Genomic DNA, 22,446 nt, shown 5'->3' on the forward strand with positions numbered 1-22,446 from the left:
AATGCGAGAAACCTATCTAGCATTAGCAGGAAATCCGAACAGCGGAAAAACCAGTACCTTCAATCAATTGACAGGTGCAACCCAGTCTGTTGGGAATTGGCCCGGTGTAACAGTAGAACGCAAAGCCGGAAACTTACGAAAAAATAAAGAAGTTATCATTCAAGACCTTCCGGGAATCTATTCCCTTTCTCCATATACACCAGAAGAAATTGTGGCTCGGGATTATTTGTTGCAGGATCGTCCAGACGTCATCGTTAACATCATTGACGGCAGCAATTTAGAACGTAACCTTTATTTAACAACACAGCTTTTAGAAACCGGCATACCGGTGGTTGTAGGAGTTAATATGATGGATGTCGTGAAAAAAAGCGGCAAAAAAATCAATCTGGAAAAACTTGCCTACGGACTGCAAACCCCCGTTGTCGGAATGAGTGCGTTGAAAAAACAAGGTCTGGATGAATTAATTCATAAAAGCTTGCAGGCGGCAGAAATTTTTCCGCCAGAAATCCATTATCCGACGTATGATCCAAAATTGGAAGCCGCTTTGAGTGAAATCAATGATGTGTTAGGCAATACGGTACCGGAAAAACAGGCGCGTTGGTATGCTGTCAAATTATTCGAACAAGATCTGGTCGTTTGTCAACAAGTAAATTTGTCAAAAATTCAACAAAAAGAAATCAATGAAATCATAAAAATTACGGAGAAAATCTTTAACGATACCAGCGAAGCAATCCTAATCAATGAGCGCTATGAATTTATCGCCCGATTAGTGGCGTTGTGTGCAAACCAAGAAAGTAATTTTGTGGAGACCGTTAGTGATAAAATCGATCAAGTGGTAACGAACCGCTTTTTGGCTTTGCCTATTTTTGCTTTGATGATGTGGGGAATCTACTATCTGTCAATTCAAACCATCGGCACGATCGGTACAGACTGGATTAACGATGTGTTATTTGGTTCGGTGCTTCCTCAATGGGTGGAAAAAACGTTGGTGAGTTGGCAAGTTGCTGATTGGATGCAACAGTTGATTTTAAATGGAATTTTAGCAGGTGTTGGCGCAGTTTTAGGGTTTCTACCGCAAATCATCGTCTTGTTTTTCTGTTTGTCATTGTTAGAGGACTGCGGCTACATGGCGCGCATTGCCTTCGTCATGGATCGCCTGTTTCGAAAATTTGGTTTATCGGGAAAGTCATTTATTCCTATGCTGATTGCGACTGGATGCGGTGTGCCGGGAGTAATGGCCAGCCGTACTATTGAAAATGAAAAAGATCGGCGGTTGACGGTTATGGTGACGACCTTCATGCCTTGCTCGGCAAAGCTACCAATCATTGCCCTGATCGCAGGAGCTTTCTTTCCTCACAGTAGTTGGGTAGCACCTTCTGCATATTTCTTAGGAATTACCGCCATCGTTTTGTCTGGGATTGCTTTGAAAAAAACACGGTTGTTTTCTAGTGATCCGGCACCCTTTATTATGGAACTGCCGGCGTATCATTTGCCGCAGATGCACAATGTTTTTCATCAAACGACTGACCGTGCATGGGCATTTGTTAAAAAAGCCGGTACGATTATCTTTGTTTCCAGTATCGTCATTTGGTTTGCTTCAAATTATAATTTTTTGCTGCAACCAGTGGCAGAAAATCAAAGTATTCTTGCACAATTGGGGCGTCTGATTGCGCCACTATTCGCACCATTGGGATGGGGGCAATGGCAAGGGACCGTTGCAACACTGACAGGATTGGTCGCAAAAGAAAATGTTATTGGCACCTTTGGCGTACTATACGGCCATTTATCGGAAATCTCTGAAAACGGCACGGAAATTTGGGGACAAATGCAAATGAACTTTACACCTGCTGCTGCGTATTCATTTTTAGCATTTAATTTACTGTGTGCACCGTGTTTTGCGGCAATCGGTGCTATTCATCGGGAAATGGCAAGCTTGAAATGGACATGGTTGGCAATCGGTTATCAATGTGGGTTAGCTTATGGCGTCAGTTTTCTATTGTATCAATTTGGTCACGTATTTTTTGAAGGCGGTGCATGGACGATGGGGACGTTTTTGGCAGTTGTCATCGCCGGAGGAATGCTGTTTGCCATTCTTCGTAAACCAAAAGAACAAAAACTGCCATTTGTGCAGATTGTAAAAGGAAGTGAAAGATGATGGCGACTTTTTTGTTGAGTGTTCTGATTTTTGGTAGTGCCGGCTGGATCGTTTATCGTCAGAAAAAAAGTGGTGGCAGCTGCAAAGACTGCACGTCAAGTTGTCCGGTTAAACAAGAACAAGTGAAATAAAAAAAGCGAAGTTTCCCAAAAGGAGACTTCGTTTTTTTTCATAATAAATTCTTTAGTCCAGTAACTGGGCACCTACACCCAATAAGCCTGGACCAGTATGCACAACGAGCGCAGGAGAGATTTCACCAAAGTAAAATTCTTTTACCCAAGGAAAATCCTGTTGCAATTGTTTTTTGACAGCTAATGCTTCTTCATAAGCACCGCCATGAGCAACAGCAAGTCGGACATTTTTATGTTCACCGACAAATTTATGAATCAAGGCAATCGTTTTTTCTAAACTTTTTTTGCGTCCACGTGCTTTGGCAACGGTGTAGTAGACACCTTCGTCATTGCAAGAGATGATGGGATTTAATTTTAAAGCAGTTCCTAAAAGGGAAGCGACCAAACCGATTCGTCCACCTTTTTGTAGATATTCAAGTGTCGCCACATTAAAATAAACAGTATTTTTGCTGACCTCTGCTTCTAGTTTAGAGATTATTTCCTTGAAGGATAACTCGGCTTCCAGCAGTTCATTGGCACGAATCGCCTGAAGACCGGCAGCAATCCCAATATTTTTAGTATCTAAGACGTAGACTTCTAATCCATCATACTGTTCACCTAAAAGCCGCACGATGTTATGGGTGCCGCTTAAACCTGCAGAGATTGTCACGCCCAAAACTTTTTCGTAGCCATCCGCTTTGATTTGATCAAAAATTTGATTGATGGCATCTCCGGATGGTAATGAGGTGCTGGGGATTTCTTGCGGAAGCCGTTGGTAAATTTCTTCTGCGCTGATTTCAACTTTATCGATGTATTCACGATCGCTATAAATGATTTTTAAAGGAATCATGTACATATGATTTTCCAACATGATTTCTGCGGGAACATCGGTACCTGAATCCACTAAAAGAGCAATTTTTTCTTTATTCATGAGGTGCCTCCTTCAAATAGGTTGTTTCTAATGCAATTGTTTTTTCTGCGAGCATTTTCATGGCAAAGGCGGAAGTAGCCGCCCGAACGGCAATGAATTCAACAGCTGTTTCTGTAGATTCATTGTAATTTTGGCTTTGGGCATGGGCGCCGATACGATAGATCGCTTGTTCTTGTTCTTGGCAAAAAATATTGTAGGCTTCTTGAATGCCGCTAGTTTTTCCTTGGAAAATGATCCCATCTTTGATTTCAGGAATCGTCAGGATTTGTTTAAGCATGGTGATTGCTATTAAAAAAGCGACATGCTTTCGGGTATAGCGTTTTTTTTGTGGTGCTGGGATCAGACCGAGTTTTACATAATTGTTAACCATCGAAGGGGTCAACAAGGTGTGTTTTTCTGGTTGAATGACTTGGGAAAGGTATTGATCAATCAACTGAATCACTTGATCCATATACAAATTAAAATCAGGCAATGCTTCCCAACGAGGCAAGTGAAATTTTTCCAATTCCGATCCCCAACTAGCCAAATCGGTTTTAATCGTGTTCATTGTATCAGCTCCGTTTGTTAAAATTATCTAATGGAAGTTATTTATAAGTTTATCTAGTTTTCGAAACTAGATAAATGATAACATACGCAGGAAGGATTGAAAAGACTTGGACAACTTATTGGGGGAAATTTTAATTAATTCACGTAGGTTAAGGTTCGGTTAAGCAAAGCAGGGTATTCTTTATCCATACCCAATAACCCAAACTTTTCTTTTCATTTTCTCCCTAACCAGTCGTTTCCTGCGACTGGTTTTTTTTGTATAAAAATAGTGCAGCCGAATTCTGCCGCACTAGTTGGTTGAAAATTTTGGTTATGAAAATATTTTCTTAGGTGTGAATGCCACAATCTGTATTTTACTTACATCAATAAGTAAGTATTGTAGTGTCAAAAAAGCGCTCTTGAAATTCTACGAGTGCTTGGATTTGTTCCTTGCTGTATTTGTTTAACTCTTTACAAACGACCAACTTATCTTCGGTGTCATTGAGTCGTTCTATTATTGCTACAACATATCCCTCGTATACCTCCAATGGTTCGAATTCTCCGATAATATAGGCATCGATTTCTTCTCCGTCACCCGAAAGCGTATCAGGAATAAAACCGTAATTTAAAGGATAGATAAAATTATGCTCTGGATGTTTAGATCCTAGAGGTCGATCCATTTTTACTGTCACTTTCTTTCCCAAATACGACGACATACGACTACCTCCCTAGTAATATAATTTAGAAAAAAGGATACTCACTACAAGCGATAGCTATTCTTTTAAATGGTTTTACAGCTTTTCTTTTTCGGATAAAAATTTTTCTAGCTCTGATTCGATATCGACATCTAATCGGTTTGATAGTTCAATTAACCACCAGATAGTTTCAGCTAATTTATGTTCCAAATTATAGGGTGTTTCATCATAGTATCTGCCAAATTTTGTCATAACCAACCGGTTTAAGTTTCCGATATCGTTTGAAAGTGCTAGTAAATCTTCTTCGACAGTCCATGGACGATCATGGTTTTTTACTTCTAATTCGTGGTAACGTTCTCTTATTTTATTGCTTCGTTCAATTAGTTCTTTTACATCCATTTTAAATTCTCCTTTGTTCATTTAGCTGATTTTAGATTGCTCATGCTATTTAAACTAGTTTCTTTTATCCTATCAGTAAATTCTTTTTTTGTATGTAGAGAGCTTTAAATTAGATTTTTTACAAGATAATAATGAAAGAGTAGTGTTGAAATAAGCAGGAAAAAAGCGAGACATTTCCTATGTTTTTCCCACCTTAAATGGTATAATCTAGCTGATTAATCCTGATATGTAGTGAACGATGGAATTTCTTCTTGGGCATGATTATTTTAAGATAGTTAAAAAATATAACCATGGTAAAAAAGAAAGGCTGATTTCATATGAATAGTTCTGGGAAAAAGGGTAGTGTCGTTTATAGTCAGCAATTTAGGGATAATTCTTGGACATTGAGTCTTTTGACCAATGACTTGAAGTCTTTTTTTGAAAATGATCAGAGAGTTTCGGCATTGATCAATATTGATGGATGCTCCTATCCAATCAGTTCTTTTAAACATTTTGCAATGACTACCAACTGCACCATTATGATTAAAGACGGATATATTGACATTGTACAGAACGGGAGAATTGTCGGTGTATTTTTAAAAAGGACGAATAAAGTTCTTTACAGATTAAATATGAAAAGAATCATGAGTCTGGATTTTCTTATTGGCAAATCGAGTGATTATATCGAAGAACCGGGAATTGGGTTTTATCTCAATATTTGTATGGCGGATGGTAAAATTTACAGATTCTTCATACTAGGATTAAATGCGGCGATATTACTTTATACCAGTAACTATCTAAAGAAAACGAAGATAAATGTGAATGATGCGTTAATTCCCTTCTTGTCTAAAGAACACATGGATTCAATTAATGCGGAGGTTTATCAAGTAATTGAAGATATTCCTGCAATGACAAAGATTAGCAAGGTTTAAAATAGAAGAAAAAAACCACTCTGATTTTTCAGAGTGGTTTTTAGGTCAACAGAAATAATCAATAAAAAAAGAGGATAGCACAAACGTCTTCAAAATGCTTTCGCACCGGCGTTTGTCTATCCATGGGTTTGGCACCCAATGGGCTGTGGGGGGCTCGAACCCACGACCCGCTGATTAAGAGTCAGCTGCTCTACCAACTGAGCTAACAGCCCATCTGTTTAACACTTAGATATTTTAGCATTGCCAATTCGTAAAAGCAAGGCATTTTAAATAAAAAATTTTTTGTCTTTAAGCTTCAGTTAAGTCAACGAGGGTATATTCTATTCATACCCAATAACCCAAACTTTTCTTTTCATTTTCTTCCCTTGACCAGTCACTCATCTGTGGCTGGTTTTTCTTTTTCCCCAACTTTTAAGTTATAATAGATAGAGAAGGAACTTTATAGCAAGAAAAAAGAAGAGAATCAGAATAGGTCCGTTTCTTAGGAAAATGGTAAATAACGGATGTATTAATGAAAACCCATTGAAAATAAGGTATAATGAGTAAGACAAAAAAGATCGAGAGGTGACTTTTTGTGAAAAAAATATTAGTTGTTGACGATGAAAAGCCAATTTCAGATATCGTCAAGTTCAATCTCACAAAAGAAGGATACGAGGTCTATACTGCCTATGACGGCGAAGAGGCTTTAGAACAAGTAAAAGAAGTAGAACCAGATTTAATTTTGCTGGATTTGATGTTGCCAAAAATCGATGGCTTGGAAGTTGCTCGTGAAGTTCGAAAAAATTATGATATGCCGATCATCATGGTGACGGCAAAAGATTCAGAAATCGATAAAGTTTTGGGACTTGAATTAGGGGCAGACGATTATGTAACCAAACCATTTTCAAATCGTGAATTGGTTGCCCGAGTAAAAGCAAATCTGCGTCGAGGCTCCTCTGCGGCAAAAGAAGCCGAGGAAGCACCAAATTCTGATTTGACTATCGGAGATTTAACGATTCATCCAGATGCTTATATGGTGACAAAAAATGGAGAAGCCATTGAATTGACACACCGAGAATTCGAATTGCTGCATTATCTTGCCAAACATATCGGTCAAGTGATGACACGAGAACATTTGCTGCAAACGGTTTGGGGCTATGATTATTTTGGGGATGTACGGACAGTAGACGTAACGGTTCGCCGATTACGGGAAAAAATCGAAGACAGACCCAGCTATCCTAATTACCTAGTTACTCGCCGCGGAGTTGGTTATTATTTAAGAAGCCCGGAACAGGAGTAGACAATTTATGAAGAAAAAAGTTCGCTTTTTTCAATCAGTGAACTTTAAAATCGCCCTCGCATTTATCTTGATTTTGTTAATTTCAATCGAGATTATCGGGGCGTATTTTATTCGCGGATTGGAAAACTCAACGATCGATAATTTTACGAAGAATATGAATCAGCAGGTTTCCAGCCTTGCCGGAACGGTTGGTTCGGAGTTGAGTAAAAAAGATGCTTCTGATACCACAGTGGCAGACGCTACAATCCAACGTATTTTGGACAATACAATGTCTTCTGACATGATCGAAATGCGGGTGGTGGATGAAAAAGGAATTGTCCGTGCGACGACTAATGCTGCCGACAAAAGTACGATTGGCAAAAAAAATGATTACCAAGATACCACCGATTTTACTGCCAAACGGGCGATTGATGAAGCCACAGGAAAAAGAGTGTACATTATTGTACAACCGATTCAGTCACCCACGGGGGATGCTGCAATCGGCGTTTTGTACGTGAAAAGTGATATAGAAAAAAAATATCAGGAAATTTATGATACAGCATTGATTTTTGTCACGGCTTCGTTGATTGCTGCGGCAATTTCAATGATTGTTGCGGTATTGGTCTCTCGCTCGATTACGCAGCCAATCGGTGAAATGCGAGAGCAAGCGTTGCGGATTGCCCGGGGAGATTATAGTCGAAAAGTTGCTGTTCATGGAAAAGATGAATTAGGACAATTGGCTGAAACCTTCAATCAGCTGGCTGAGCGGATTGAAGAAACACAGGATGCAATGGAGTCGGAACGTAACCGATTAGACAGTGTGTTGTCTCACATGACGGATGGTGTAATTGCCGCAGATCGTCGGGGAAAAATTATTACGATCAACGAGATGGCATTGATGCTTTTAAATGTTCAAAGCGAAGATGTGATTGGTCAATCAATGCTGGAATTATTGGATATTGAAGAAGAATATACTTTGCGAAAAATCCTTGAAAATCCTGACGAAATTTTGATTGAACGAGAAACCGCTGATCGGGGTACGATTATTTTGCGCACCGATTTTTCGATGATTCGTCGAGAATCAGGGTTTATTAGTGGTTTAGTTGCTGTAATGCATGATGTAACGGAGCAAGAAAAAACGGAGCAGGAACGTCGAGAATTTGTTTCTAATGTTTCCCACGAATTGCGGACACCGCTGACCAGCATGCGCAGTTACATTGAAGCTTTGAGTGAAGGCGCGTGGAAAGATGAAGAAATCGCTCCTAATTTTCTTAAAGTAACCTTGGATGAAACCGATCGGATGATCCGGATGATCAATGATTTGCTGAGTTTGTCTCGCATGGATAGTGGCAATGCCCAGCTACAATTGGAATATGTGAATTTCAATGAATTGCTGAGTTTTGTGTTGGATCGTTTTGACATGATGGTAACGAATCAAGAGAAAAAATACGTGATTCAACGGGAATTTACACAACGAGAATTATGGGTGGAAATTGATCCGGATAAAATGATCCAAGTGATCGACAATATCATGAATAATGCCATCAAATATTCTCCAGATGGTGGAATCATTAAAGTTCGTCTAGTAGAAACCCACAACAACATCATGTTAAGTATCAGTGACCAAGGATTGGGAATTCCGAAAAAAGATCTGTTTCGTGTCTTTGACCGTTTTTACCGTGTGGATAAAGCACGGGCCCGCCGACAAGGGGGGACTGGTCTGGGATTAGCTATTTCGCGTGAAGTGATGAAAGCGCATGGTGGCGCTATTTGGGCGGATAGTAAGGAAGGAAAAGGCTCGACATTTTACATTACGTTACCGTATGAACCGTATGAGGGGGACTGGTGGGAATGAAATTATCTGAAAAATTTATTCGTCTCGGTCTGATTTTGCTGATTGCGTTGAGTTTGTACTTTTCTTATGTGATTTGGCTGAGTCCTTCCAATCGAACGGTTCACGAACAAACCATGAATCAAGTTATCGCCACACAAAACTATCGCAAGGCTTCGGATGTATTTATGCCCTTGAGTGTTTCTTGGATCGATGGAGAAGACATTCAGCAAACGACATCAGAAACCTTGATTTCTGAACTACAACCGCTGATTACTTCTGCAAAGATTGAAAAATTAGCGACTACTACCTATGATAGTTTTGATGAATTTCAAGAACAGGCGGATATTCAACGGGGAATTGAGCTGGATTATGTCGGTCCGTTTTCTCTGCAGGAATATCTCACGATGTTTGATTTAAACAGCAGTGAAAAAAGTGCAGATGGGTATTTTACGAAAGTGCAGCTTGATTTTGAACAAAAGGAAATTCGCTTCATCAATGTGAAACGGTATCAAATCACGAAAGCGGCGATGGCGTTTGATCAAACCGATTTTCAAGAGGTACTTGAACAAGCGAAAACAACTTGGACAGCGATGACAAAGGAAAATCGTCTGCAAAATCTGCAGTTTAATTTAAAAGAACCGGTGAAAATGAAGATGTACAGCTATATCTCTTCTTCACAGGCCTATACTGTTTTTCGCGATGCCTTTTTTAAGGACGCTGCAGATGTAAAAAGTAATGAGGACAGTCAAGATGTCGTATTGTATGACGGTTCGGAAAATATGACGATTCAGCAGGAACAACAATTAGTGGATTTTCGTGGAGAATTGTTGCCGGATGAAGACAGCACGGATATTTATTCCCAAAGCTTTCATTTTATCAGCCGATTAGGAACTAATTTAGGTAATGTCCGCTTTTTTGACCGCAGTAAGGATACGGCAAATTATCGAATTTTTGTGGAAGGCTTTCCGGTGTTTAGTGAAGATATTCGCGGAGAGATCAATTTGACGATCTCTGAAGATAAGAGCGGCGATGGATTGCCGGTGCATATTCAGACTAGTTTGAATACGATTCAAGTGCCGATTCCTTCAGAAGAAGAAATCGAATTGGCAAATAATGAAACGATCATTGATCAGATTCTTGCTGCTGGGGGCAATCGGGAACAAATCCGCTCTATGATCATTGGTTATCAATGGCAGGATATCAAGGATACAAATGGCGTGGTAGATCTGGTACCAACCTGGTACATCAAATACGATGAAACTTGGTATCCTTATAAAAAATTAGTGACCCAATTAAGTGAAACGGAGGCGGAGTAATTGGATTTTAAGAAAATCGAATGGATCTTTTTTCTCGCGTTTCTGGGTTTAAATATTTTCCTTTTCAGTCTCTATCATGATGCTCAAAGTGATGAAAACAATGTCTCTATGTCTAACCAAAAAATCGATATTGAACAGCGATTAGCTTCGGATAAAATAAAATATAGCGGCGAATTATCAAATGAAAAGCTTGAAGGCTATTATTTGAGTGGTGAGCAAACGGATTTGGCACAAATATTGGAAGAGGATGCGGGGAATCAGTCGTTGCAAAATGGAACGACGGTCGAGGACGATGAGTTGACACATGTTACTAGTGAGAACTATTATATCAGCGATGACAAGAAAACCGAATCCGCACTGAAAAACTTTTTAAGTAAAGAAAGTCAGATTCTATTTGGAACCGAGTACGAGTATCTGCCAAATTATTCCCTGACAGATGAGGAATACCCAGAAGTCGTGGCAGCACAAACTTTTGAAACGATTCCCTTCAACGATCCTACAAGTCGTGTAACGATTTCGCTGGAGAAAGTGGATGATTTGTTAAAAATTGCCCGATACACTCAGACACACCTTTCACAAATTGAAAAGTTACGGGAAAAGATGACCTTGTATACAGAAAAAGATGCAATAAATACGCTGTATATCAATAATAAAATTCCCAGCAAATCACGAATTGTTTGGCGGCAACTGGCCTATACGCGAATTTTGAAGGTACGGGAAAAAAATGTGTACGTGCCAGCTTGGTTTGTTGCGATAAAAACCGGTGATGATTTGGTTCAAGTAGAAATGGTGAATGCCTTTAGTAACCGCATCATCACAAATAATACATTGCAGAAGGTAGAAAATTCTTAAAAAGCTATGTATAATGGAGCAAGTTGTTAAAGAGAGGGAGTCAGCCGCATGTCAGAAAGTAGTGCTTTTCAAATCAGTATTTTAGCCAGCGGCAGTTCTGGTAATTCACTGTATATTGAAAGCAATCAAAAAAAAATATTAGTCGATGCTGGTCTGAGCGGGAAAAAAATCACTTCGTTACTCGCTGAAGTGGGAAAAAAACCGGAAGATTTAGACGCGTTGCTAGTGACTCATGAGCACCGTGACCATATTCACGGAGTTGGAGTCATGGCTCGAAAATATAAGTTAGATGTTTATGCCAATGAACAAACTTGGCAAGCAATGGACGGGATGATTGGGAATATTGCAACAGAACAAAAGCATATCTTTGAAATGGGCAAAGTGTTGACCTTTGGGGATATGGATATTGAAAGTTTTGGGGTTTCTCACGATGCCGCAGCACCCCAATTTTACCGTTTTTATAAAGATGGTCGGTCCTTTGTGATGCTAACGGATACCGGCTATTGCAGCGATCATGTTCGTGGAATCATCCGTGATGCAGATGCTTATCTGGTTGAAAGCAACCATGATTTAGAAATGCTACGGATGGGGCCTTATCCTTGGAGTTTGAAGCAGCGAATACTTGGTGATCGTGGACATTTGTCCAATGAAGATGGGGCGTTGGTGATGACCGATATTATTGGTGATCACACAAAGCGAATCTATCTAGGTCATTTAAGTAAAGAAAACAATATCAAAGAATTGGCACATATGACGATGGAAACCACACTCAAGGAACATGATTTAGGTGTCGGAGAAATCTTTGAAGTCTATGATACAGATCCAGATAAAGCAACGGATTTATTTGCCGTATAAAAAAAGCACTGAAATTTAAAAATTTCAGTGCTTTTTTTTTTGCGCTTATCGGCTAACAACGCTGATATGCTCTTTCACGTGTTGTTGATTTTCTATTTCATCTAACAAAGCGATCGCGTAATCCGCCATGCTGATTTCACTTTTTCCGGCTGCATTTTTAATCAGGCGATCATCATTCAATTGGTAGGTGCCGGTACGTTGACCATCTGGGTTAAAAAAGGCGGCTGGGCTGAGATACGTCCAGTTAACTTTTGTATCCTTCTTCAATTCCAATAATGCAAGGTACATGTTGTGGGCAGTTGGATAAAAAGGCGCATCCGTTGGTACACCATCAATCATGCGTTGTGTTTTTTCTTCATCGATAAACAAAGAAGAAGCCCCACCAACGACTAGTAGACGCGTGGTAGTAGGTGCCAAAATACTTAACAGGTGATTGATACTGGTTTGATGCAGTTCTTCTTTGCCTTGAGGTGCATTGAAGGCATCCACAACGACATCAAATTTTTGTAAATCTTCCGTGGTTAAATCAAATAAATTTTTTTGTAGATAAGGAATCCTAGTAGCGAGTTTTTCTGGATGACGTACGATTGCTGTAACTTCTATTCCACGGTTTACTGCTTCTTGTAAAATAAATGAACCGGCATGACCGGTTGCGCCGATAATTGCGATTTTCATGGTTATTCCTCCTAAAAATATGGTAACCTTATTCTAGATGTAGAAAATTCACACGTCAAAAGTTACGTTTCGTAGAAAAGATATTGAGGGGAAAAGCCAATGTTTGATTCAGAAAAAGTTCAGTTTTTAAACGATCTGGAAATAGTTGTCTACAATTACATTAACGCGAATCTTTCTAAAATTAAGGATTTAACGATTAGAGAACTTGCAGACAGTTGTCACGTTTCTACCTCGACAATTTTGCGAACCTTGAACAAGTTGGGCTACGATGGATATGCAGAATTTAAATACGTTCAAAAAAAGCAGATCATTGCACAAGCGAATCAGTCCTTTGATTCGTTTTATGATGCAAATGTGCAGGTAGATACTTTTTTGAAAAAAGTAAATAATGACAGCTACCGTCGAGTTTTAGAACCGGCGATTCAGCTTATCGTCGATGCCCGTCATGTCGCTTTTTCAGGAATCGGGACAAGCGGTTTGTTAGGCGCTTATGGCAGTCGTTATTTTTCAAATGTCGGAATCAATGCTTACAGTATTGCTGATCCTTTTGCACCTGTGCCACCTAGGGGCTTAGAGAACACGCTGGCAATCATTTTATCAGTATCTGGTGAAACGACTGAAATGATTGAACAAACAACAGATTTTAAGCGTTATGGTGCCAAGGTTTTGAGTATTACGAATAATGAAAAATCGACAATCGCCAAACTGTCTGATCATAATATTTCTTATTATATGCCGGATGTAGGGAGTCCCAACGAAAAATATTTGAACTTAACGACCCAGGTTCCAGTCGTCGCATTGATTGAAATTTTAGCACAGCAAGTTTTTAGAAGATATTTGGGTGAAAACAAATAGGAAAAGCTCCTATTTGTTTTTTTCTTTGGAACTTGTTTTTTCTAGTAGGAAAACGGTTTATTTGTTCAGAAAAAGCCAGTATGATGATTATGCAAGCGTATTCAACCCGAAGGTGGCCACCGTAAGAGTACGTGAATGATAAAAAGGAGAGATAAAGATGAATCAATGGATTAATGAAAAACTTTTACCCCCCGTTTTAAAATTTGTGAATACAAAAGCGATTACTGCACTTCGTAATGGGATGCTTTATACCATGCCTTTTTCAATTGTTGGCTCTATTTTTCTATTATTAGCAAATTTCCCGATTAAAGCTGTTTCTGATTTTGTTAATGACAGTGGGTTAGCTGTTTATTTTAATCAAGCTTATGGGGCTTCATTTGCAATCATGTCCTTTTTTGCTGTGATGGGTATTGCTTATTCATATGTAAAAGGAGAAGATTTTGAAGGACTTCCTGCTGGAATGATTGCTCTTGTCATTTTCTTGCTGACGATGAATGCTTCTGCAACAGATGCTGAATCTGGTATCACGATTGGAAATGTCATTGATAAAACATGGACTGGCGGTCAAGGAATGATCAGTGCCATTTTGGTTGGTTTATTTGTCGGTTGGGGCTATACTTGGTTTTTGAAACGGGATATCCGGATCAAATTGCCTGAACAGGTTCCTACAAATGTTGCCAATTCTTTTACAGCGCTGATCCCGGCTGCTGTATTGACCACTGTTGCACTGCTTGTTTACGTCTTCTTTGATAAAGTTTTCAAAACGACATTGGTAGAATGGATTTATAAAGTGATTCAAAGTCCAATGCAAGGTGTAACGGATTCATTGGGTGGAGCATTGATGTTAGGTTTCTTAGTGCCGTTTCTTTGGTTCTTTGGTGTTCACGGTTCAACGATTGTCGGAGGAATCATGGGACCGATTTTACAAGCCAATTCTTTAGCGAACACGGATATTCTTGATTCTGGAAAAGAATTGACGATTGCAAATGGTGGTCATATCGTAACGCAACAATTTTTGGATCAGTTTATGACGGTAACTGGTGCCGGAATGACGATTGGGATTGTTATGTTTATGCTTGTTTTCTCACGATCGGCACAATTTAAGCAATTAGGGAAACTTTCTTTGATTCCCGCAGTCTTTAATATTAATGAACCAATTATTTTTGCTACACCAGTTGTAATGAACCCCATCATGGCAATTCCATTTATTTTAACGCCGGTTGTTTCAGGATTGATTACTTACTTTGCGCTTTATACGGGAATCGTACCGCTATTTACGGCTGTTCAAGTACCTTGGACAACCCCACCAATTATTTCAGGTTTTCTAGTGGGTGGTTGGCAAGCAGCAATTTTACAAACAGTCGTTCTAACAATCGGATTTTTCATTTATTTACCATTTGTTAAGAAAGTAGATAGTTTGAACTATGCGCAGGAACAAGGGGAAACCTTAGCAGAAATCGAAAAACAACTTGAAACAGAAGTAGACGAAAAAGCGCCTGCTTAGAAATAGAATGTGAGGATGACAATGAGTATATTAAAAGAAAATTTTTTGTGGGGCGGTGCAGTTGCTGCTCATCAACTTGAGGGGGGCTGGCAAGAAGGTGGTAAAGGTGTCAGCGTGGCTGATGTGATGACTGCCGGAGCAAACAATGTGCCAAGAAAGATTACCGACGGCGTTTTAGCCTCAGAAAATTATCCAAACCATGAAGCGATTGATTTTTATCATCGATACAAAGAAGATGTAAAGCTTTTTGCGGAATTAGGATTAAATTGCTTTCGTACTTCTATTGCTTGGACTCGGATTTTTCCTAATGGAGATGAAACGGAGCCAAACGAAGCGGGTTTGCAGTTTTATGATGATTTATTCGACGAGTGTTTGAAATATGGCATTGAACCTGTGATTACCTTGTCTCATTTTGAAATGCCTTATCATTTAGTCACAGAATATGGTGGTTGGCGAAATCGTAAAGTAATAGACTTCTTTGTCCATTTTGCGGAAACCTGTTTTAAGCGATATAAGAATAAAGTAACCTATTGGATGACCTTTAATGAAATAAATAACCAAACGAATTACCAAGAAGATTTTGCACCATTTACAAATTCGGGCTTAAAATTTTCTTCAGCAGATGATCGTGAAGCATTGATGTATCAAGCAGCTCATTATGAATTAGTCGCCAGTGCCCGAGCTGTTGAAATTGGACACAAGATCAATAGCAATTTTCAAATTGGTTGCATGATTGCGATGTGTCCAATCTATCCCTACTCCTGCAAACCAGAAGATATGATGGCCGCAACTGTTGCAATGCAACGACGTTATTGGTTTACCGATGTGCATTGTAGAGGAAGATATCCAAGTTATATTAAAACTTATTTTGAACGAAAACAATTTAATCTAGACATTACTGAAGAAGATTTAGAATTACTAAAACGTGGGTGTGTCGATTATATTGGTTTTAGTTACTATATGTCTTTCACCGTAAAAGACAATGAAAAATCACCTCAATATGATTATGACGAGAAAAATGATCTTGTAAAGAATCCATATGTGCCTGCATCTGAGTGGGGATGGCAGATTGATCCGGTTGGGTTGCGGTACTCTATGAACTGGTTCAATGAGCGTTATGATTTGCCACTTTTCATCGTTGAAAATGGTTTTGGTGCGGTGGATGAAGTAAAAGAAGACGGCACGATTAATGATCCTTATAGAATCAGTTATTTGAAGGCGCATATTCAATCAATGAAAGAGGCTGTGGAATATGACGGGATTGATTTGATTGGGTACACACCATGGGGCTTCATCGATTTAGTATCTGCCGGAACAGGAGAAATGAAAAAACGTTATGGCTTTATCTATGTGGATAAAAACAATGACGGCAGCGGAACATTATCGCGAAGTAAAAAAAGCTCCTTTGATTGGTACAAAAAAGTAATTGCAACAAATGGTGAAAGTCTCTAGATTAATTTTAGAATGACATAAAAATATCCCTTTTCCCGCTCTGTAAGAACGAAGAAAAGGGATATTTTGCTTTCTATTTTTTTAAACCAAACTTTATTTTTGAATCGTTACGGCGAGCTGAACAAGTACCACCAAAGCATTCATTCCAACATGAGTAATGATCGAAGTCCAAATTTTTCCGGTATGTGCGTACAGCCAAGCAAAAAAACTACCTAGCAGGAAATAAACCAGCAAATGGCCATCGTTATGAGCAAAGGCAAACGCTAAGGAACTGACCACCACACCGATCCAAAAAGAAAAGTGCTTAGAGACAAAGCCTAAGATTGCCCGGCGAAAAACGAATTCTTCCATGATTGGTCCGCCAATCGTCACGGCAATAGCAAAAATAGGTCGTTGGATGATGATACTAATAATGTTTTGCGTATTTTCTGAAGGAGTGGTTTGTCCAAACATTCCTTCAATGGATGTAGCGACAGCTTGCAATAACAGAGCAATAAAAATTCCGCCGAGTCCCCAAAGTAAAATGGCAAGTTTTGAAGAGACTTTTTTTTCATGAAGAAGGGGTTCTGTTTGTTTTTGGTAAAGAAAAATCATCAGCAAAGCGCCGGTAAGATAGGTCACCGTAGTCGCTAGAATCGCCTGATCCGGTGTAGGAAAAAAAGCGGGAATAAAGAAAGCCAGACCATAACAGAAAATCGTAAAAAAAGTGTATTTATTTAATGACATAGAATTCTCCCTCTTAGTAAAGTAATAAGTTGTGTCAGATAATTATTCATTATTATAACGTAAGGAGATAGAGGAAACAATGAAACTCCCTTTAAAGGAGAAAGCGCTAAAAAGTAGACAAAAAAACTTGCAATGTTCAAACAAAATGAGTAATATAAATCTTGTAGGTTAGCACTCGATAATCGAGAGTGCTAATCAAAGATTAAGTATAGATTTAATGGAGGGATTTATCGTGTTAAAACCATTAGGCGATCGTGTTATCATTGAAGTCGCAAAAGAGGAAGAAAAAACAGTTGGCGGGATCGTATTAGCATCCGCTGCTAAAGAAAAACCACAAACCGGTGCTGTTGTTGCGGTTGGTGAAGGACGTACGTTAGATAACGGCGAAAAAGATCCTGTGTCCGTAAAAGTCGGCGACCAAGTCATGTTTGAAAAATATGCTGGTACTGAAGTAAAATTTGAAGGCAAAGAATATTTGATTGTGGCAGGAAAAGATATTATCGCAATCGTAGAATAAAAAAACTTGAGGTGAAATAAAAATGGCAAAAGATATCAAATTCTCAGAAGACGCTCGTGCAGCAATGCTTCGCGGGGTAGATAAATTAGCAAATACAGTAAAAGTGACCTTAGGACCAAAAGGACGGAATGTTGTTTTAGAAAAATCTTACGGTTCACCATTGATTACAAATGATGGCGTGACGATCGCCAAAGAAATCGAATTGGAAGATCATTTCGAAAATATGGGTGCAAAATTAGTTTCTGAAGTTGCTTCAAAAACCAACGACATCGCTGGTGACGGAACAACTACTGCTACTGTGTTGACGCAAGCAATCGTTCGTGAAGGATTGAAAAACGTTACTGCCGGTGCTAATCCTTTAGGCATTCGACGTGGGATTGAATTGGCAACAAAAGCAGCAGTTGAAGAATTGCACAGTATTTCTGCCATCGTTGATTCAAAAGAAGCCATCGCACAAGTAGGTGCTGTTTCTTCTGGCAGTGAATTAGTTGGTAACTACATTGCAGATGCGATGGAAAAAGTTGGCAACGACGGTGTCATTACTATTGAAGAATCAAAAGGAATCGAAACAGAATTAGATGTTGTTGAAGGAATGCAGTTTGATCGCGGCTACCTTTCTCAATACATGGTAACGGACAACGATAAAATGGAAGCTGTTTTGGATAATCCTTACATTTTGATTACAGATAAAAAAATCTCAAACATTCAAGATGTATTACCATTGTTAGAACAAATCCTACAACAATCAAAACCATTGTTGATTATTGCCGATGATGTAGACGGTGAAGCTTTACCAACCTTGGTCTTGAACAAAATTCGTGGAACCTTTAATGTAGTTGCTGTAAAAGCACCAGGTTTTGGGGACCGCCGTAAAGCAATGTTAGAAGATATCGCTGTTTTAACTGGTGGAACAGTAATTACGGAAGATCTTGGTCTTGAATTGAAAGATGCAACAATCGAAAATCTTGGTCAAGCAAGCAAAGTTGTTGTAGACAAAGACAATACAACAATCGTTGAAGGTGCCGGTGGAAAAGATGCCGTAGCTTCTCGAGTACAATTAATCAAAAATCAAATTGCTGACACGACATCAGATTTTGATCGTGAAAAATTACAAGAACGCTTGGCTAAATTAGCTGGCGGTGTAGCAGTTATTAAAGTTGGTGCGCCAACTGAAACAGAATTAAAAGAAATGAAATTGCGAATTGAAGATGCATTAAATGCAACTCGTGCTGCAGTAGAAGAAGGCATGGTTTCCGGTGGGGGAACAGCTTTAGTAAATGTCATCAATAAAGTTTCACAAATTGAAGCTTCAGGTGACGTTGAAACTGGCGTGAAAATCGTGGTTCGTGCTTTAGAAGAACCCGTTCGTCAAATCGCTGAAAATGCTGGTTACGAAGGTTCCGTAATCATCGACAAATTAAAACATGCAGAATTGGGCATGGGCTTCAATGCTGCAACCGGTGAATGGGTAAACATGGTCGAAGCAGGAATCGTTGACCCAACGAAAGTTGCCCGTTCAGCGCTACAAAATGCTGCATCTGTTGCTGCTTTATTATTAACTACTGAAGCAGTCGTTGCCGACAAACCAGAACCAGCAGCACCTGCTGCTCCAGCTATGGACCCAACTGGCATGGGCGGTATGATGTAATTTTCTAAGAAATCAGGAAAGTCGCAAATGAAAAATTTGCGGCTTTTTTTGTGGATTCTGAAAGATGTAACATGATATAGTGGCAATATCAAAAATTTATTTATCTTGGGAGTTTTAGTATGCCAAATATTGAACTGACACGTTTTAAAGTGAAAACTGGAAAATCAAAAATAGTAGACGAATGGTTACTATTTTTAAATGAGAACATGGAAGAGACGCTGATTACTCTTGAAAAAGAAAAAATGTTTATAGAAACGATATTTAGAGAGGTAGTAGATGGAGAAGAATATCTGTACTGGTATTCTGTACAGGGAAAAGGCGGTCAAGAAGTTGAAGAATCTGAGGATTGGATAGATAAAAAACATTTAGCGTACTGGAAAGAGTGTATTGATACCACATTTATACCAGTAGACTTAACTACTGAAGTTGTAATGATACCTAAAAATATAAAGAAACATATGGTTTAATTGTTTATTTAGCAGATATAGCATAAATCTAGGAACACAACATATTCCAGCGAGTTGCTTTTTTTGTGGATTCTAAAAGAAACTGCTTGTTCTGATACGCGTTTCATACTCTATACTCAAGAAAAAGGAGGATGAGAGGAATGAACACGTATATTGAAGTCAACGATCAGCTAGGTGTGGATTACTATTTTGTTTATCTGACAATCAAGGATGAGGTTTTACAATTAACGAGTCCGCAAGGGTTGATCAAGCCAATTCACAAACGAATCAAGTTGTCTGAAATCAAAGAATTGCGGATGGAACAATTTTTTGGCTCTGAGCGGTTGTGTTTCACGTATGAAAACGAAGAGTATCGCTTTTTTGAATGTGGCAAAGGTGTGATAGACTATTTACAAACAAGTATTTATGGATAGGTGAAAAGCTATGGCAAATATTCGCGACATCGCAAAACTAACCGGCTATTCTGTTTCAACGATTTCTCGAGTAATCAATGATTATCCCTACGTCAATGAAGAGAAACGACAAAAAGTTTTGGCGGTCATGAAGGAGCTTCAGTATACTCCTAACCGAACGGCTCGAAATTTGAGCTACGGCAAAACGAAAAATATCGGGGTCATCGTGCCATTTACCGACCATCCGTACTTTGATCAATTGGTTAGCGGGATTATTCAAGCGGCTTTTAAAGAAGGGTACAAGGTGACTTTGTTGCCCACAAATTATGATCCTGATGTTGAGTTGGGGTATCTGGATGAGTTCGCGGCGAAAGGCTTTGACGGACTGATCATTACCTCTCGTGCTAATTTGCTCGAAAAAGTGTTGCATTATCAACAGTATGGAAAAATTATTTTTTGTGAAGAATTGCCTGGATCGAACGTTTCCAGTGCGTTTATTGATCGCAAACCTTCTATTAAAAAAGCGTTGCTTTTTATGAAAGCACAAGGAGTTCAACGTTTAGGTGTCACGCTGGGACGCAGTGGCAAAATGAGTTTCAACTCCCAAATAACCATAGAATTGTGTAAGGAGATTTTTGCTTTCGATGATTCGTTAGTTTTTTGGGATTGTGTGATTGCCGAAGATGGGTTACAAGCAGCAGAATTTTTCCGTGGAAAAGTGGACGGAATTTTTACTAATGGAGATGAAATTGCGGCGGTCATAAAAAAGAGTTACGAGAAGGAAGCCTCGCCTCTGGTAGTCGGGAGAGAGAATCTTCTAATCAGTCAGGTTATGAATTTTTCTACGATTGATCATCATTTACCAGCTTGTGGTGCTGCCGCTTTTCGATTGTTTTATGAAAATCGACAGGAGCAGATTCGCATTCCTTATACTTTTATTCCACGAACATGATGATATCGCAAAAAAAATACCCCGAGGCGGTACAGGCTTCGGAGTATTTTTTGCTAGTTTAATGTAAAGTAGTGGCATCTAATTCCTATTTTGCGGTGTAGTGATAAATGATGTCGCGAATCAAATCGACTGATTTTTGACTGGTTTGGTCGTTATAGTATTTGGCGAAGCGTTCATCGGCAACATACATGTCTGCTAAATTTCGATGGTATTCTGCATTATAATATGGAGCAGCAATCGTCAGCCATTTTTTGTGGGCTTCAAAAACAGTTTTTGCTTCTTGGCTATCTAAATCAACTGCATCTTGTGACAGCAATTCATTTAAAGCAGCGATCATCGTTTGTTCTGCTTCTTGCAATGCAGCATATTGGTCTTCGGTCATAGCTGCCCATTTTTTGTTGGATTGGGCAACGACTTCTTCACCGTATTTTTCACGAATTTCCTCACCATAGGTCGTTTCGTTTTCTTGTAGTTTTTCTTGTTTAAAAGCGTCAAATTTTTCTTTGTCTGTCATGGTGTGTTCTCCTTTGTAATAATCAATGGTTTTTTCTAAGGTGTTCAGAAGGTTTTCCAATTCATTTTTTTGTGCAAGCAGGCGTTGGTACTGGTCGTCTAATAAAACGGTGACATCGTAATCTGGCTGCTGCAGCAGGTCTTTGATGACCTCCAGACGGATACCGAATTTTCTTAGAAATAAAATCTGTTGCAGACGATCGACTTCTTCTTTTCCGTAGATTCGATAATTTGATGAGTTGATTCGTTTCGGTTTCAGCAAATCGATCTCATCATAATATCGCAGGGTACGACTGCTGACCCCGGAAAGTTTTGCTAAATGATTGATGGTGTATTCCATGTGAATTCCTCCTGACATACATAGCATAAACCTTGACGTAACGAGAAGGTCAAGAAAAAAATTTTCTTTTTTTTTTATGTTATACTAAGGACAGAACAAACGGAAGTGAAAACTGCTGTCAGTTGTACAAGAATCAAAGAAAGGAAATGATTTATGAAATTAATTGAAACACCAATCAACAAAAACCTGAATCTTGAGAATCTATATCCGAATATCACGAAATTTATTTTCAACGATTTAGCTTTCAAGTATTATAAACTATATACATTAGATCGTATCCATGTTATTTACGCAGATACTTTTGATAAGATTCGTATCGTTTTGATCGATAGCAAGAAAAAGATCAAACGAGAAGAGGTCGATACTGTGATTCATCGGCTGCTAAAAGCAGATCGCAAGGATGTAAAAATCAAGGTCAACGTGAAACAGGAAATGGAAGCAGCAGGCTTTTCCTTTTCCAAACCTCGTAAGGACATTATTTTGATTGAAATGGATCAGAAGGAACCTAACAACGAGTAAAAAACTTACATAGAAATCGGCCCCGATTTGGGTGGTCGATTTTTT

The 22,446-nt window shown here is 39.0% G+C and carries 24 protein-coding genes and 1 tRNA gene; 17 read left to right on the forward strand and 8 right to left on the reverse strand.

From position 1 onward, the window contains the following. The first annotated feature begins 1 nt into the window (after nucleotide 1). Both feoB and BN1875_RS13630 read left to right on the forward strand, forming a co-directional pair. Complete coding sequence (gene feoB / locus BN1875_RS06265; protein WP_048603995.1) at nucleotides 2-2,155, forward strand: ferrous iron transport protein B; 2,154 nt, start codon at nucleotides 2-4, stop codon at nucleotides 2,153-2,155. Beyond that, nucleotides 2,155-2,286 (forward strand): FeoB-associated Cys-rich membrane protein, encoded by a 132-nt coding sequence (locus BN1875_RS13630; RefSeq protein ID WP_137605692.1) that lies wholly within the window; start codon nucleotides 2,155-2,157, stop codon nucleotides 2,284-2,286. Before feoB ends, BN1875_RS13630 begins: the two co-directional genes overlap by 1 nt. A 52-nt stretch (nucleotides 2,287-2,338) precedes the next feature. Here the strand turns inward: BN1875_RS13630 and BN1875_RS06270 are convergent, their stop codons facing one another. The 4 genes from BN1875_RS06270 to BN1875_RS06285 all read right to left on the reverse strand — a co-directional run bounded on the left by BN1875_RS06270 (nucleotide 2,339) and on the right by BN1875_RS06285 (nucleotide 4,815). After that, entirely contained in the window at nucleotides 2,339-3,196 is an 858-nt protein-coding gene (locus BN1875_RS06270) for a DegV family protein (protein WP_048603996.1), read from the reverse strand. Continuing rightward, nucleotides 3,189-3,743, reverse strand: a complete 555-nt coding sequence (locus tag BN1875_RS06275; protein ID WP_048603997.1) for a DUF1836 domain-containing protein — start codon at nucleotides 3,741-3,743, stop codon at nucleotides 3,189-3,191. The genes BN1875_RS06270 and BN1875_RS06275 overlap by 8 nt, the downstream gene beginning before the upstream one ends. A gap of 361 nt (nucleotides 3,744-4,104) precedes the next feature. Next, nucleotides 4,105-4,437, reverse strand: coding sequence for an inorganic diphosphatase (locus BN1875_RS06280; protein WP_048603998.1), 333 nt, complete (start codon nucleotides 4,435-4,437; stop codon nucleotides 4,105-4,107). Nucleotides 4,438-4,512: 75 nt separating this feature from the next. Then, entirely contained in the window at nucleotides 4,513-4,815 is a 303-nt protein-coding gene (locus BN1875_RS06285) for a MazG-like protein (protein WP_048603999.1), read from the reverse strand. A gap of 317 nt (nucleotides 4,816-5,132) precedes the next feature. Here BN1875_RS06285 and BN1875_RS06290 point away from each other — a divergent pair, with 317 nt between their 5' ends. Then, on the forward strand, nucleotides 5,133-5,726 hold the full coding sequence (locus tag BN1875_RS06290; protein ID WP_048604000.1) for a hypothetical protein: 594 nt from the start codon (nucleotides 5,133-5,135) through the stop codon (nucleotides 5,724-5,726). A gap of 139 nt (nucleotides 5,727-5,865) precedes the next feature. Here the strand turns inward: BN1875_RS06290 and BN1875_RS06295 are convergent. Further along, nucleotides 5,866-5,938, reverse strand: a tRNA-Lys gene (locus BN1875_RS06295). Nucleotides 5,939-6,300: 362 nt separating this feature from the next. On the opposite strand from BN1875_RS06295, the gene yycF reads away from it, so the two are divergent. Genes yycF through BN1875_RS06320 form a run of 5 tightly spaced genes read left to right on the forward strand, consistent with a single transcriptional unit; the run spans nucleotide 6,301 to nucleotide 11,841 of the window. Further along, nucleotides 6,301-7,005 (forward strand): response regulator YycF, encoded by a 705-nt coding sequence (gene yycF / locus BN1875_RS06300; RefSeq protein WP_048604001.1) that lies wholly within the window; start codon nucleotides 6,301-6,303, stop codon nucleotides 7,003-7,005. Nucleotides 7,006-7,012: 7 nt separating this feature from the next. Next, nucleotides 7,013-8,839 (forward strand): cell wall metabolism sensor histidine kinase WalK, encoded by a 1,827-nt coding sequence (gene walK, locus BN1875_RS06305; protein ID WP_048604002.1) that lies wholly within the window; start codon nucleotides 7,013-7,015, stop codon nucleotides 8,837-8,839. Further along, complete coding sequence (locus tag BN1875_RS06310) at nucleotides 8,836-10,134, forward strand: YycH family regulatory protein (protein ID WP_048604003.1); 1,299 nt, start codon at nucleotides 8,836-8,838, stop codon at nucleotides 10,132-10,134. Before walK ends, BN1875_RS06310 begins: the two co-directional genes overlap by 4 nt. Continuing rightward, the gene (locus tag BN1875_RS06315) at nucleotides 10,135-10,986 is read left to right on the forward strand and encodes a two-component system regulatory protein YycI (protein WP_048604004.1); all 852 of its coding nucleotides are present in this window, start codon (nucleotides 10,135-10,137) and stop codon (nucleotides 10,984-10,986) included. It abuts the gene before it with no gap. 48 nt (nucleotides 10,987-11,034) lie between these two features. Beyond that, entirely contained in the window at nucleotides 11,035-11,841 is an 807-nt protein-coding gene (locus BN1875_RS06320) for an MBL fold metallo-hydrolase (RefSeq protein ID WP_048604005.1), read from the forward strand. 45 nt (nucleotides 11,842-11,886) lie between these two features. Here the strand turns inward: BN1875_RS06320 and BN1875_RS06325 are convergent, their stop codons facing one another. Next, on the reverse strand, nucleotides 11,887-12,516 hold the full coding sequence (locus BN1875_RS06325; RefSeq protein WP_048604006.1) for an NAD(P)-dependent oxidoreductase: 630 nt from the start codon (nucleotides 12,514-12,516) through the stop codon (nucleotides 11,887-11,889). Between the two features lie 99 nt (nucleotides 12,517-12,615). Between BN1875_RS06325 and BN1875_RS06330 the strand changes: the two genes are divergently transcribed. The 3 genes from BN1875_RS06330 to BN1875_RS06340 all read left to right on the forward strand — a co-directional run bounded on the left by BN1875_RS06330 (nucleotide 12,616) and on the right by BN1875_RS06340 (nucleotide 16,327). After that, nucleotides 12,616-13,371, forward strand: coding sequence for a MurR/RpiR family transcriptional regulator (locus BN1875_RS06330; RefSeq protein ID WP_048604007.1), 756 nt, complete (start codon nucleotides 12,616-12,618; stop codon nucleotides 13,369-13,371). 157 nt (nucleotides 13,372-13,528) lie between these two features. Beyond that, on the forward strand, nucleotides 13,529-14,875 hold the full coding sequence (locus tag BN1875_RS06335; RefSeq protein WP_048604008.1) for a PTS sugar transporter subunit IIC: 1,347 nt from the start codon (nucleotides 13,529-13,531) through the stop codon (nucleotides 14,873-14,875). 21 nt (nucleotides 14,876-14,896) lie between these two features. After that, on the forward strand, nucleotides 14,897-16,327 hold the full coding sequence (locus BN1875_RS06340) for a 6-phospho-beta-glucosidase (protein WP_048604009.1): 1,431 nt from the start codon (nucleotides 14,897-14,899) through the stop codon (nucleotides 16,325-16,327). A gap of 93 nt (nucleotides 16,328-16,420) precedes the next feature. Here BN1875_RS06340 and BN1875_RS06345 read toward each other — a convergent pair whose 3' ends face one another. Beyond that, nucleotides 16,421-17,053 carry a CPBP family intramembrane glutamic endopeptidase gene (locus BN1875_RS06345; protein WP_048604010.1) on the reverse strand — a complete coding sequence of 211 codons (633 nt, stop codon included), beginning with the start codon at nucleotides 17,051-17,053 and terminating at the stop codon, nucleotides 16,421-16,423. A gap of 232 nt (nucleotides 17,054-17,285) precedes the next feature. On the opposite strand from BN1875_RS06345, the gene groES reads away from it, so the two are divergent. The 5 genes from groES (at nucleotide 17,286) to BN1875_RS06370 (ending at nucleotide 21,029) form a co-directional block, all read left to right on the forward strand. Continuing rightward, nucleotides 17,286-17,570 carry a co-chaperone GroES gene (gene groES, locus BN1875_RS06350; protein WP_048604011.1) on the forward strand — a complete coding sequence of 95 codons (285 nt, stop codon included), beginning with the start codon at nucleotides 17,286-17,288 and terminating at the stop codon, nucleotides 17,568-17,570. Nucleotides 17,571-17,592: 22 nt separating this feature from the next. Continuing rightward, nucleotides 17,593-19,218 carry a chaperonin GroEL gene (gene groL, locus BN1875_RS06355; RefSeq protein ID WP_048604012.1) on the forward strand — a complete coding sequence of 542 codons (1,626 nt, stop codon included), beginning with the start codon at nucleotides 17,593-17,595 and terminating at the stop codon, nucleotides 19,216-19,218. Nucleotides 19,219-19,337: 119 nt separating this feature from the next. Continuing rightward, on the forward strand, nucleotides 19,338-19,685 hold the full coding sequence (locus BN1875_RS06360; RefSeq protein WP_048604013.1) for a DUF6176 family protein: 348 nt from the start codon (nucleotides 19,338-19,340) through the stop codon (nucleotides 19,683-19,685). A gap of 140 nt (nucleotides 19,686-19,825) precedes the next feature. Continuing rightward, complete coding sequence (locus BN1875_RS06365) at nucleotides 19,826-20,098, forward strand: hypothetical protein (protein ID WP_048604014.1); 273 nt, start codon at nucleotides 19,826-19,828, stop codon at nucleotides 20,096-20,098. Between the two features lie 10 nt (nucleotides 20,099-20,108). Then, the gene (locus BN1875_RS06370) at nucleotides 20,109-21,029 is read left to right on the forward strand and encodes a LacI family DNA-binding transcriptional regulator (RefSeq protein ID WP_048604015.1); all 921 of its coding nucleotides are present in this window, start codon (nucleotides 20,109-20,111) and stop codon (nucleotides 21,027-21,029) included. Between the two features lie 85 nt (nucleotides 21,030-21,114). On the opposite strand, the gene BN1875_RS06375 is transcribed toward BN1875_RS06370, so the two are convergent. Beyond that, entirely contained in the window at nucleotides 21,115-21,882 is a 768-nt protein-coding gene (locus BN1875_RS06375; protein ID WP_048604016.1) for a MerR family transcriptional regulator, read from the reverse strand. A 153-nt stretch (nucleotides 21,883-22,035) separates the two neighbouring features. Between BN1875_RS06375 and BN1875_RS06380 the strand changes: the two genes are divergently transcribed. Continuing rightward, nucleotides 22,036-22,401, forward strand: a complete 366-nt coding sequence (locus BN1875_RS06380; RefSeq protein ID WP_048604017.1) for a DUF1827 family protein — start codon at nucleotides 22,036-22,038, stop codon at nucleotides 22,399-22,401. Nucleotides 22,402-22,446 lie beyond the last annotated feature (45 nt).

This window comes from Enterococcus massiliensis (genome assembly GCF_001050095.1).
GTDB classification, from domain to species: Bacteria; Bacillota; Bacilli; order Lactobacillales; family Enterococcaceae; genus Enterococcus_C; species Enterococcus_C songbeiensis.